The sequence below is a fragment of the Sulfuricurvum sp. genome (genome assembly GCF_031427015.1).
Lineage (GTDB): Bacteria > Campylobacterota > Campylobacteria > Campylobacterales > Sulfurimonadaceae > Sulfuricurvum.
Window position 1 is genome coordinate 169,830 of record NZ_JASJOW010000001.1, and the last position, 12,154, is coordinate 181,983.

At 41.7% G+C, this 12,154-nt stretch carries 16 protein-coding genes; 15 read left to right on the top strand and 1 reads right to left on the bottom strand.

What is annotated here, in order from left to right:
• Positions 1-37 precede the first annotated feature (37 nt).
• From RMO68_RS00895 to RMO68_RS00945, 11 genes are all read left to right on the top strand, one after another.
• Entirely contained in the window at positions 38-676 is a 639-nt protein-coding gene (locus tag RMO68_RS00895; protein WP_310438835.1) for a hypothetical protein, read from the top strand.
• A 30-nt stretch (positions 677-706) separates the two neighbouring features.
• On the top strand, positions 707-871 hold the full coding sequence (locus RMO68_RS00900) for a hypothetical protein (protein WP_310438836.1): 165 nt from the start codon (positions 707-709) through the stop codon (positions 869-871).
• Between the two features lie 164 nt (positions 872-1,035).
• Positions 1,036-2,043: a hypothetical protein gene (locus RMO68_RS00905; protein ID WP_310438837.1), complete on the top strand. Its 1,008-nt coding sequence runs from the start codon at positions 1,036-1,038 to the stop codon at positions 2,041-2,043.
• 102 nt (positions 2,044-2,145) lie between these two features.
• Positions 2,146-3,015 carry a hypothetical protein gene (locus RMO68_RS00910; RefSeq protein ID WP_310438838.1) on the top strand — a complete coding sequence of 290 codons (870 nt, stop codon included), beginning with the start codon at positions 2,146-2,148 and terminating at the stop codon, positions 3,013-3,015.
• A gap of 60 nt (positions 3,016-3,075) precedes the next feature.
• Positions 3,076-3,585, top strand: coding sequence for a Rieske 2Fe-2S domain-containing protein (locus RMO68_RS00915; protein WP_310438839.1), 510 nt, complete (start codon positions 3,076-3,078; stop codon positions 3,583-3,585).
• A gap of 1 nt (position 3,586) precedes the next feature.
• Positions 3,587-4,837: a cytochrome bc complex cytochrome b subunit gene (locus RMO68_RS00920; RefSeq protein ID WP_310438840.1), complete on the top strand. Its 1,251-nt coding sequence runs from the start codon at positions 3,587-3,589 to the stop codon at positions 4,835-4,837.
• Entirely contained in the window at positions 4,837-5,715 is an 879-nt protein-coding gene (locus tag RMO68_RS00925) for a c-type cytochrome (protein WP_310438841.1), read from the top strand. Before RMO68_RS00920 ends, RMO68_RS00925 begins: the two co-directional genes overlap by 1 nt.
• Positions 5,716-5,725: 10 nt before the next feature.
• Complete coding sequence (locus RMO68_RS00930) at positions 5,726-6,121, top strand: hypothetical protein (RefSeq protein ID WP_310438842.1); 396 nt, start codon at positions 5,726-5,728, stop codon at positions 6,119-6,121.
• Positions 6,122-6,224: 103 nt separating this feature from the next.
• Positions 6,225-7,190, top strand: coding sequence for a GTP 3',8-cyclase MoaA (gene moaA, locus RMO68_RS00935; RefSeq protein WP_310438843.1), 966 nt, complete (start codon positions 6,225-6,227; stop codon positions 7,188-7,190).
• Positions 7,191-7,192: 2 nt separating this feature from the next.
• The gene (locus RMO68_RS00940; protein WP_310438844.1) at positions 7,193-7,951 is read left to right on the top strand and encodes a 7-carboxy-7-deazaguanine synthase QueE; all 759 of its coding nucleotides are present in this window, start codon (positions 7,193-7,195) and stop codon (positions 7,949-7,951) included.
• A gap of 53 nt (positions 7,952-8,004) precedes the next feature.
• Positions 8,005-8,586, top strand: coding sequence for a 6-pyruvoyl tetrahydropterin synthase family protein (locus RMO68_RS00945; RefSeq protein ID WP_310438845.1), 582 nt, complete (start codon positions 8,005-8,007; stop codon positions 8,584-8,586).
• Here the strand turns inward: RMO68_RS00945 and glp are convergent.
• Positions 8,583-9,800 carry a gephyrin-like molybdotransferase Glp gene (gene glp, locus RMO68_RS00950; RefSeq protein ID WP_310438846.1) on the bottom strand — a complete coding sequence of 406 codons (1,218 nt, stop codon included), beginning with the start codon at positions 9,798-9,800 and terminating at the stop codon, positions 8,583-8,585. The genes RMO68_RS00945 and glp overlap by 4 nt on opposite strands.
• A gap of 103 nt (positions 9,801-9,903) precedes the next feature.
• Between glp and RMO68_RS00955 the strand changes: the two genes are divergently transcribed.
• The 4 genes from RMO68_RS00955 to rsmI all read left to right on the top strand — a co-directional run bounded on the left by RMO68_RS00955 (position 9,904) and on the right by rsmI (position 12,141).
• Positions 9,904-10,317: a hypothetical protein gene (locus RMO68_RS00955; protein ID WP_310438847.1), complete on the top strand. Its 414-nt coding sequence runs from the start codon at positions 9,904-9,906 to the stop codon at positions 10,315-10,317.
• Positions 10,314-10,982, top strand: coding sequence for a 16S rRNA (uracil(1498)-N(3))-methyltransferase (locus RMO68_RS00960; RefSeq protein WP_310438848.1), 669 nt, complete (start codon positions 10,314-10,316; stop codon positions 10,980-10,982). Before RMO68_RS00955 ends, RMO68_RS00960 begins: the two co-directional genes overlap by 4 nt.
• Before the next feature lie 103 nt (positions 10,983-11,085).
• Positions 11,086-11,289 (top strand): 50S ribosomal protein L31, encoded by a 204-nt coding sequence (rpmE, locus tag RMO68_RS00965; protein WP_299935407.1) that lies wholly within the window; start codon positions 11,086-11,088, stop codon positions 11,287-11,289.
• Positions 11,290-11,331: 42 nt separating this feature from the next.
• Complete coding sequence (rsmI, locus tag RMO68_RS00970) at positions 11,332-12,141, top strand: 16S rRNA (cytidine(1402)-2'-O)-methyltransferase (protein ID WP_310438849.1); 810 nt, start codon at positions 11,332-11,334, stop codon at positions 12,139-12,141.
• The last annotated feature ends 13 nt before the right edge of the window (positions 12,142-12,154 follow it).

The window sequence follows — 12,154 nt, forward strand, 5'->3', positions numbered from 1 at the left end:
ATTTTTATCCGCTGATGTACTAAGGAGCGTAGCATAAATGGAACAAGTAGTAAGTAGTAATCAAGACCACGATGTTGAATTTGTTATAGATAATACACAGTATGAAATTTCAGTTCAATTGCTTTTTATCATTTGGGCATATATATTTATGTTAATTCTTTTTTTTATGACTGGAAACTCTTATATAGAGGAAGGAAAAGCATACAGTTATTGGGAATTTTTTGTCAGTCAGTTAACCAATGGTAGATTTTTATCTATACTTATAGCTTTTCTTATATTTATCCCAATATTTATGATATTAGAAATAAGAAAAATCCGCAAAAGAGATAATGTGATTTACTTTTACGATGATGGGATTATGAAAAAGGATCTTTTTATTCCGATTGAGAAAATTAAAGAAATTAAAACTGGATGTTGTCCTCTGAATGGAGGAATCTTTAAATATATCTTTGTTTTTGGTATCGGTGGGTTTATGGGGATTCCGTTCACATTATTGGAAATGCTAACTTTTTTTCTAATGAAGTTAAGAGGTAGAAGTGATTTAAAGAGTATATCTTATAAGTTCTTGATTGCTCACACAGCTGATAAGTATGGGGATATTAGAGGTTATTGCTACGACGAAGCAACACTACAAAAACTCATAGCATTCAAAAATAAATTAAAAGCTGGAGAATAAAATGGCAGATGCCAATACAACACCAAAATTATGATGACCAAACATCTGTGTGATCATGGTGAGGTAGATGCCCTGAGTGTTAAGCTAGAAGGGTTGGAACGTGAGCCGACGCTTTCTATCGAATCGATACAGCAAGCGTATGAAGCAAAAGCGCTACAACTACAACACACAAAGGCAAATCAATGCACTCAATAAAGATGAGGAAATAGCGTGGATAAAATAAATAATCAAAATTTTAAGAATGTAAGGAGAGTAGCGAAATGGACGTATTAAATAATAAGTCGGTTCTAAAATATAAAGAATCAATCATGACATACCTTATTCCATCTCTTTTATTACTATTTTTAGGAGGTTGCACTATGAAAGCAAATCTCCCGTTCGACGATATCCGAAACCCTAGATTTTCCCCTGACGGCAAGCAAATAGTATTTGATATTGCTAATGCAAGCTTTTATGAGAGAATCCGAATCTATCTCTATAATTTAGAGACAAAAGAACTTAGTACCTACAAAGCACCTGATGGACAAAGCTTCGAGATGGCTTCATTTTCCGATGACGGTAAAAAACTGGTATTTATCACGTCGCCGATAGGTGATAGAAACAGTAGTGTTTACAAACAACGTAACGAAATATTACTCGATTATCAAATAGCCACCATGAATGTAGACGGGACGGATATGCAAGTACTTACCTCCGACAAACACCTGAAAATATTTCCGGCCTTTTCCCATAAGGGTGACAAGGTCATCTTTGCGATGGCTGAAAAAATACGAGACAAAGGGGCAACCCCTGCGTCATTTTATAACCTTTGGGAACTTGACCTTAAAAAAGGTAAAGGGACAATGTTTATGGGAAAAAGGTTCAGCTTCTACCAAATGGGCTACTCGACCTATTTTAACGATGATGAGACGGTGTTGATGGCGGGTGATGGACCTATGGACAATTTGCCTAATGGTGTTAACTTTCGTAGTTTTAGTGATGAAACAAATAATAGCAATGTTTATCAAATTAAGCGTGCTCAAGCAGAATTAAATATGCCGATACTGATGAAATTCCTAAGTTCAAATAATGCGACTATGGATAAAAATGAAAATATCTATTTTTATGCAGATGAAAAAAAAGAGGGGCTTAAACTGCGAAAACTTGGAACAAATGGTCAGTTTTCAAAGTGGGATTTCCCAATAAAGCAGGGAGGTACTCCAATGGGAATGTCAGTCTCTAAAGACGGTAAATATGTTACTTATTGTTTTACCTCTAGTATCAGTCAACTGATGCTCCTCGACACTAATACAGGGGTATGGAGTGAAATAGTTCTCCCAAAAACAGCAAAAGAAATTCAAGTAAAATCAAACAACGGAATTAGATAATGGCTACAACAACAATATATAATACTATCTCCTATTGAAAGTAAGGATATATATGCAAGTTTCTATTATCAAACTTTATTGTAAATAACAGGCAGGAAAAAAATGAGATACTTTTATTACGTCCATACGGGACACCGTATTGGATTGGATCGGTTTCACCGAGCCGTCGCCATCGTCAATGAACTCCAAAAAGAGATCGATATTACACTTCTTTGTTCCGATTTTCGGATTGCAGCAGAAGCAAAAGAATACGGGATTAAACGCTCCGTCGGAGTCGATCTCGTTCGTAACATTCCTCAAATAGCCCATCACGGGGATAAGATTATTTTTGATTCGGCTGAGATCAATCCGACGTTATTGGAGGATATGACCCAATTTTTTTCCCCATTCATCCGCATTAGTGATGACCCTAGCGATATTAAACATCCTAAAGAATTTTTGATATCACCGTATTTGCAGGGTGAGGGGATCTGTAATACGACGGTTGTGAATGATCGCTATTTTGAATCTCTCTCTAAAACGATTCCCCTTGCTTTATTCTTTGGTGATGACGATTATGAAAAGGATTTGGAAAAATATCAAGCACTTTTTAAACCTTTTAAGATGGAACTTGTAATGGGCTTTTACCATTTTATGGGGTATGAAAAGGCTTTAAAAGAGAGCTTTAGCGTGATCCATGAGTGTGAAGCATACGATGAGGTAATTCGACATACGGATATTTTAGTGAGTGCATCGCCTCAGGCCGTTTTACAAAGTCTTGTTGGAGGAGGAAGGCCTGTTTTTCTCCAACGCGCCGACTATGTCAGAGATTTTATCCCGCTATTTCAATCTCTGAATATTCCGATTGTTGAGCAATTTACTCAAGAACAGCTTATGCAAGCCATAAGTACAGCTTCATCAAATAACTATCACAACATCGAGAAAAGTAACAGCAAAGTAATTGAATTCATAAGAAAAAGTTTCAATTTATAGAAACTTAAACCTTTTTAACTTATGATGCAGGGTTAAATTTCTAACTTAAGTGAGATGAAAATGATGGATGAAAGCAGAAGAGGGTTTATCGGTAAAGCCTTTGGTGCCGTCGCCGCTGTGGGAGGGATTGCCTCGCTCATTGCGATGAAGAAGACATGGGATCCGCTCCCGAGTGTCATGTCAGCCGGTTTTACGATGGTAGACGTGTCAGGCTTAGAAGCCAATAAATTAGAAATCGCTGTATGGCGCGGTAAACCGGTGTTTATCCTAAAATACACCGAAGATATGAAACCGACCGATGGACGTAACGTCAAAATCGGCGATCACTATTTTTCAGTTATGATTGGTCTTTGTACCCATCTTGGCTGTATTCCGGCCTATCGTGCAGATCAGCATGATTTTAAATGTGCGTGTCACGGCGGTGAATTCACCGATGCGGGTGTTCATAAATTCGGACCTCCTCCACGACCTCTTGATATACCGCCGTTTAAATTAGACGGTGTAACGCTTGTATTAGGTGAAGAAGGACCTGAATACAAAGCTATGATGGCAAAAGCAGGGGGAGCATAAGATGGCAGAATTTAAAAAAGCAGACTCGATGCTCGAGTGGTTTGATCAGCGTTTAGGTGTTGTTAATTTTGTAAAAGTAATGATGACCGAGTATTGGATTCCGAAAAATATTAACTTTTTGTGGGCGATGGGTGTTTTGCTGACCGTATTGTTCACTTTTCTCGTAGTATCCGGAATTTTTCTTTTGATGTATTACAAACCGGACGTTAATATGGCGTTTGACAGTGTTAACTACACGATTATGCAAGAAGTTGCGTACGGTTGGTTGTTCCGACATATTCACGCAGTAGGTGCTTCGGTTGTTTTCTTGGTGATTTATGTCCATATGTTTACCGGTATCTATTACGGCTCTTATAAAAAAGGGCGTGAGATGATTTGGGTATCAGGTATGCTCTTATTCGTCCTTTTCTCTGCAGAAGGATTCAGCGGATATATGCTTCCATGGGGACAAATGTCATACTGGGCGGCGTACGTTATTACCGAAATTTTCGGCGGTATCCCGTTTATCGGGGATGAATTGGTTGTTTGGATTCGCGGTAACTTCTATGTTTCCGATTCTACTTTAACCCGTTTCTTTATGCTTCACGTGTTGTTATTGCCGTTAGCTATTATCGGTGCGATTGTATTTCACTTTTACGCACTTCGATTTCCACACGTTAATAATGAAGAGGGTGAGTTTTTCGATTTTGACGAAGAAGCGGAAAAATACCTTGCAGGAAACAAAAAAGAGTCTAAAGTTGTCCCTTTTTGGCCTGTATTCTTGTCAAAAGATTTCTTTGTTCTCGGTTTCTTTATGTTGTTCTTTTTCTATTTGGTTTTCTTCCATTACAACTTTGCGATGGATCCGGTAAACTTTGATAAAGCAGACGGTCTTAAAACTCCGGCACACATCTACCCTGAATGGTATTTCTTGTGGAGCTATGAAGTATTACGCGGATTCTTCTTTGAAATTGCCGGTATTTCAGGTAAATCGTTAGGTTTGATCGCGTTTGCAATTGCAAATGCTATTTTCTTTGTCATGCCATGGTTGGATCGCTCACCGATGGTAAAACCGGCAAATCAACGTCCGTATTTTAAATACTGGTTCTGGTTTTTGATGGTGGATTTGATCGTCCTTACCGTGTACGGTAAATTACCTCCGACCGGTGCAAATGCATGGGTAGGTTTTGCTTCATCAATGACATTCTTGGTATTGTTTGCTGCATTGCCGTTTATTACCAAAGCAGAAGCCAAAAAAGTGGGAGGCAAATAATGAAAGAGTTTAAGATTTTAGCAGTTATTGCCGCACTTGTCGGCATTACCTATTACGGTATTGAGCCATACGCTCACCATATTATGCACCCTGAAGTTTCTCCGGCAGACTTCAGTTTTAAGACACTGAAAAATGTTGATACTTCTTTGGCGGGTAATGTTGAGAACGGTAAAGTACTTGTCGAAGCAAACTGTATTGCATGTCATGCTATTGATGCGGCAGGATATCCACAAATGATGCCTAATGCGGACGCAGCGGCATCGTACGGTGTTGTTCCGCCGGATTTAAGCAGTGCGGGCCGAATTTATGATAAAAATTATTTGGCTAACTTTATATTTGATCCGGTCACGGCGATGCATTTAGAAGGAAAATATACTCCTGAAAGCGGCAAAGCGTTCCCGATGCCTTCGTATAACTGGATGTCACCTCAAGAGATTATGGATATCGTGGCCTATTTGCAATCGGTTACTCCAAAAGTAGCAGAGGGTAAAGAAGCGAACAAAGCGACATTTGAAGCGGCGTGCGGACGTTGTCATGATATGAAATATGCCGGAATCCAAGCAACAACCCCTAAAGATAATTTAAAAGCGTATATGGGTGCGACTCCTCCGGATTTATCTCAATACATTAAAAGTCGCGGGGAGCACTATCTGCACAGCTTTATCAATGATCCGCAAGTATTGCTACACGGTACTTCTATGCCACGTGTCGGTTTGACTGAAAAATCGCAGGAAGAAGTTATCGCGTACATGGAAGAGATCGGCGATTCTAAAAAAGCGGAACGTGAGACTACCGGTCTATGGGTAATGCTTTATACGTTGATTTTTGCTATCTTGGCATGGTTGTGGAAACGCAAAATCTGGTCAGAAGTTCACTAAGGAGTAATGGATGAAAATGGTTAAAATTTTAGCATTATCGGCACTCCTTAGTGTCGGTGCAATGGCAGATGAGACATTGGCACTTAATATGAGCCAAATGGAAAACGGTTTGAGCAATGTTCAAAAAGGGTTCCTTTACAATGCACCCGCATTGATCAAGGGGGGCGTCAGTGAAATTCAAAAAGCTAATGCCCTTTTTCATAATGTCGATGCAAGCAAAAAATATCTCCCAAAAGATAAACAGCATATGAGTAATATTGCTTTTAATGCGGCAAAACGTATCGATTCAGCTTCGGCTGATTTGCTCAAAGCGCTTAACAAAAAAGAGTATTCAAAAGCAAGTCAATCGTATTCTGAAATCGTGAATGCCTGTACGGCATGTCACGCAGTCGTTCGCGGCTGGTAAAAGTTTCCCCTTTCGGGGATTCTTCCTCTTAACTCTCACAATAAATAAAACTCAAAACAACTTTTAGATACCATCCGAACACTTTCCTCTTGCAAGGACAATTGTGTTAATAGATAGCTATGGCAGAACAGTCGATTATTTACGTGTTTCGGTAACGGAACGGTGTAATTTTAGATGTCAGTATTGTATGCCCGAAAAACCCTTTTCATGGGTACCGAAAGAAAATTTACTCAGTTTTGAAGAATTATTTGAATTTATTAAAGTAGCCATAGACGAAGGGGTGAAAAAAATTCGGATAACCGGCGGGGAGCCGCTGCTTCGTGAGGACCTCGATAAGTTTATTAAAATGATTTATGACTATAAAAACGATATTGATCTTGCGATGACGACCAATGCTTTTTTACTCAAAGGTCACGCTCAAAAGCTCTATAATGCAGGTCTTCGCCGTCTTAATGTCTCCATTGATTCGCTCAAACCGGAGGTTGCAGAAAAGATTGCTAAAAAAGATGTTTTGCGTCAAGTGCTTGAGGGGATAGAAGAAGCTCTAAAAGTGGGGCTAAAGGTCAAAGTCAATATGGTTCCGATGAAGGGGCTAAATGATATCGAAGTCTTGGATGTTTTGGAATACTGTAAAGAGCGTGGAATGACGGTTCGGTTTATCGAATACATGGAAAACGTCCATGCCGAAGTGGATATCAAAGGGATGCAAAGCCCTGAACTGCTTAGTATCATCGGAAATCGCTATCACTTCAGTGACGAGGGCTTTGACGGTCATTCGCCGTCTCATTATTATAAGCTTGAGGATGGATATGAGTTTGGGATTATCGAACCGCACAAAGACGACTTTTGTACCAAATGCAATCGTATCCGTCTTACCGCAGAGGGGAATCTGATTCCGTGTTTGTATTTTGATGAAGCGATGTCTATCCGCGATGCGATTCGCCGAGGTGACATTAAAGAGGCAGCTTTAGTCCTCAAAGAGGTGATCCGAACCAAGCCGGAAAAAAACCGCTGGAGCGATGGGGATACTGAGCTCTCAAGCCGTGCATTTTATGAGACGGGGGGATAAAGATGCTATATCTGGTTGAGCATTTTTATTCGGTACAAGGTGAGGGGAAATACGTCGGAACCCCGTCGCTCTTTTTCCGTTTCGGAGGGTGCAATCTCAAATGTGAGGGATTCGGGTGCACTGAAATCACCCCTGATGGGCGCGAAGTGCTCGGATGCGATACGGTCTATGCAGTCGATCGCAAAGGATTCGGCGATTTGTGGATGGAGATCGAAGAGCTGCAAAGCCTCATTTGGATCATGAACGGCTATCGCTTACCGCCTCATGTGGATGTCGTATTGACGGGCGGTGAGCCTCTTATCTATGCCAATGAGCCGATTTTTGTCGAATTTATCGAGCATCTGATCTCTCAGGGGCATCGTGTGACGTTTGAGACCAATGCGACGATTGCTCCCGATTTTGTTCGATATCCGTTTTATCGTGAGGCGACCTATGCCCTCTCGGTGAAACTCTCCAACAGCGGCGAGCCCTGTGAGCGTCGGGTCAAACCGGAGGTGTACGGTGCTATTATCGCTAACACCAAAGAGAGTTTTTTTAAATTCAGTGTGGATGAGCCTTCGCTGGGATCACACATGGAAGAGGAGATTGATGCGATCATTGCTTCCCACCCTTTTACCCCTGTTTATTGTATGCCGTTAGGGGGTGATAAAGCCCATATCGAAGCGAACTGCGAAGCGGTGATCGAGCTATGTAAACGACGCGGGTTTATCTATTCCGATCGTCTTCATATCCGTATCTGGGATCAAAACCACGGTGTATAATACGTATAACACTTGAGGTCGCATTGTTTGACCTCAAAATGGTAAGGTAGATTATGATAATTCGTAAATTATTTAAATTTGAAAATGCTCATGTTGTGCGAGGGTGTTCCACTCAGCGGTGCCGTGCCTCCATTCACGGACATTCGTATAAAGTCGAAGTGCTGTTTGAATCAGCATATCTGGACAATGGACAGATGATTTATGATTTTGGATTAATGAAGCAGGGGATCAAAGAACTGATAGACAGTTTCGATCATGCCGTAGCCATTTGGGATGGGGATGAGACAGAGTACATTGAAGCGATGAAGTCTCACTCGAATCGTTGGGCGATGCTTCCTGTTTCCCCCTCTTGCGAGCAATTTAGCCGTATCATGTTTGTTATGATCGACAAACTCATATGGTTTACTAAAATGGTTAACGGCGAAAAGATGGTACGCCTTAGCAGTATCATCGTTCATGAAACCGAGACAGGATACGCGCAGTGCTTTCGTGAAGACGCCTATTCCGAACTGATGGGATTAATTAAACTGGAAGATATCCATTTTAGTGATGAAGTACGTCAAGGGTGGAGTGACCCGCAGCTGTGGGAGAAAGTTTTAGCGGGAGAGACGTTCGTTAACCCCATGAGTGTTTAAAGTGTTATCAGAGAAGTTTGTTTCTCTGAACTCATGCACCAGCGAGTCGGAATAATTTTCACAACAGCATCTTTTTCAAATCCCTCCACCGAAGCATCCACCATCATGTATGCATTGGCACGTGAAAGCGGCAACACCATTCCCGGACCGAATTTTTCACTCGGGGTAAAGGAAGAGCCATCAAACCATCCCGGGATCAGAGAACGTCTCCCCTTTTTCATTTTAAACGGTTCAGCCATTTTTGTTGTAATGGTGGAGAGATATTTATCCGAACGGCCGCTCAGTGCTAAAATACCACTTTGACCGAACACCTCGAAACATAGAGCTGCTGCGAGGGGATTTCCCGGAAGATTAAGGATGAGCGTCGTGCCGATTCGCCCGAATGTCGTCGGTTTACCGGGTTTAATGTCTACCGATTCAAAAGCACTCTCGAAGCCAAGGGTTTGAAAAGCTTCTTTGGTAAAATCGGCATCCCCGACACTGACTCCTCCTGAAGTGATGATCAAGTCAGCATTGAGTGCACGTTGAATATGCTCTTGGATAGAGGCAAGGGTATCTTCTGCGGTTCCGGTAAAGATCACATCACACCCCAGCTCTTCGGCACGTGCGGCAAACGTAGGGGTATTAGTATTGTAAAGCTGATTGGCTCCCAGAGGTTCATAATGCATTTTGAGCTCATTTCCGGAAGAGAAAAGGGCGACACGCGGACGTCGATAGAGCTTAACGTGGGTAATCCCCTGTGATGCCAAAAGAGAAATATGGTGGGCATGAAGCATTGTTCCGCTCTCAAGCAAGCTCATTCCCGCCTGAATATCTTCCCCTTTAAGACGAATATGTTGAGAAGGTTTAATAGCGGCAGGCAAAGTGATTTGATCTTCTGTGATATGTACCTCTTCAATAGGGACAATGGCTGCACACCCTTGCGGTATTTTAGCTCCGGTCATAATCCGAATACATTGATCTTCTATCATCCGTATTTCATTTCCGTCTCCGGCAAAAATAACACAGGATTGTTTCAGCGTTTTACCCGCATCTTCGGTGCGTACGGCATAGCCGTCCATTGCCGAATTATCAAAAGAGGGGAGAGAGTGTTGCGCAATAATCGGTTCTGATAAGATTCGATGAACAGCGTTTTCAATCGGTACGATTTCAGTTTGTGTCGGCGACACAAACGAGTAAACCAAATTGAGTGCCTCTTCTACACTGATCGCCATTTCATCTCCTTGGAGTATCTCTCTTCCTCAATGCATAAAATATTCAATGATCGGGGAGTGATTTTGTGAGTCATTATAGGCAATTTAAGGTAAAATCCACTTTATGGAAGCTATGTATACAACCGGACTTAATATCCACTATTTCGGGGTGATTGTGTTGATGGGGGTCGTAGTGTTTAACATCGTTATGTTGACACTCTCTCATCATCTTATCCGCTATGCCAAACGGATGCGGATTGTAATGCCGATTTCAGGCTCATTGATCGCGTTGATCCTTTTTACCGGTGCCGTGATGATGGCCGCAAAACATCTTGAATTTACCTTTGCCAATCTTGCCATGATTGCCATCGCCATTATTATGATCATCCTTGAAGCTAAACGGTATAAAACGCTCAAACGTAAAACCGATATTAGCCAAGAGGGCGCATTTGAGCTTTATAAGAAAAAAGCATTTCGTTTTTTAGGTATTGAGATGGGATTGTTGGGGACAATGACTATTTGGATGATGCTGCAATGAAATTTCTTCTTCATAATGAGGTCGGGGCAGAGGAACTGAGTGTTTCAGGGGATGATTATAAATATCTCATCAAAGTACGACGCCATAAAACGGGAGACTTAATCGCGTTTCGTTCCGGCGAGCGTTTACGTGAAGAGTATCGCTATCGTATGGAACGAACCGATGGACGCAATGCTTATTTCTCGTTACAAAGTCATCATAATGCACCGTGTGAGAGTGAGAAATCTCTTCATATCGGATGGTGTCTGATTGATCCAAAAACCGTTGAAAAAACATTACCGATGCTCACTGAACTCGGAGTTGCTAAAATCACCTTTATCCATTGCCGCCGCTCACAACAAAATTTTCGTCTCGATTTTGAACGATATAAACGGATTATGGAGAGTTCGATTATGCAGTGCGGACGAACGTCATTGATTGAGATGAGCGAATCTCCGAATTTGAGCACTTTTCTAAAAAGTAATCCTCAGGCGGTTATTTTTGATTTCGGAGGAGAGCCTCTTTCGGGCAATGAAGCGATCGATACGGTTGTGATCGGGTGTGAGGGGGGATTTGATGAGAGTGAACGGAAATTGTTTAGTGATCATCGTATTCGCCTCTTTCCTTTGCCGATGATTCTCCGTTCTGAAACGGCTGCGGTAGCGGTAGCATCACGTTTATTGTAAAAAAAGAAATTTTTCGTTATAATTCGCCTCCAATTATCCGCCCCCGTACGGATATAAAACTATACAGACCGACGTACAACGCCGTCGATCACAAGGCAAACCTATGAAAAAAGATCTTCACCCGAACGTTGTTGAATGTACAGCAAGCTGCGCATGCGGTAACTCATTCACAACAACCAGCACAAAAGATACCATCCGTGTCGATATCTGCAGCGCATGTCATCCGTTTTATACCGGTTCTGAACGTCAAGTAGATACTGCAGGTCGTATCGATAAATTCAAAAAACGTTACGCATTAAATTCGTAATTTAAACCTTTGCCTCTTTGGGGGCAGAAACTGAGCACTCTTATGCTAAGCCTCGTCCCCACTCCTATCGGAAATATTTCTGATATCTCACTTCGTTCTCTTGATGTTTTATCTACTGCCAATACTATTCTTTGTGAAGATACCCGTGTCACCAAAAAACTGATTCATTTGCTCAAAGAGCGTCATAATCTTACGACGAGCGAACCCCATTTTCTAAGTCTTCATTCCCATAATGAAGCGGAGTTTATTTCCAAACTCACCCCCGATTTTTTTGATCAAAATGTAGTCTATGTGAGTGATGCTGGGATGCCGGGAATAAGTGATCCGGGACAGATGTTGGTTCGTTATTGTCTGGATAAGGGAATTGCGTATGATATTTTACCGGGGGCGAATGCGGCATTGACCGCTTTTGTCGCGAGCGGATTTGTGGAAACAAAAATGCTTTTCTTCGGCTTTTTGCCCCATAAAGGGAATGATCGTAGCACAGCACTTCAAGAAGCACTCTTTAACGGATACACTACGATACTTTATGAATCACCGAAACGCCTTGATAAATTGCTTATCGAGCTCTCCGTAGCCGTTCCTGATCGTAAGATCTTTTTGGCCAAAGAGTTGACAAAACGGTATCAGCGGTTTTATCGAGGAGTGGCCTCGGAATTGATTCCTCAGATGGAAAAAGAGATCAGAGGAGAGTGGGTTGTGGTGATCGAAGCCTCAGAGACTCAAGGTTCGTCGTTGAATGAACAGGATATCCTCGCCCTTGATATCCCTAAAAAAGCGGCTTCAAAACTGATCGCAAAAATTACGGGTGAAAATCCCAAAGAGTGCTATACACGCCTCATGAAATCTTAGGATATAATACTTC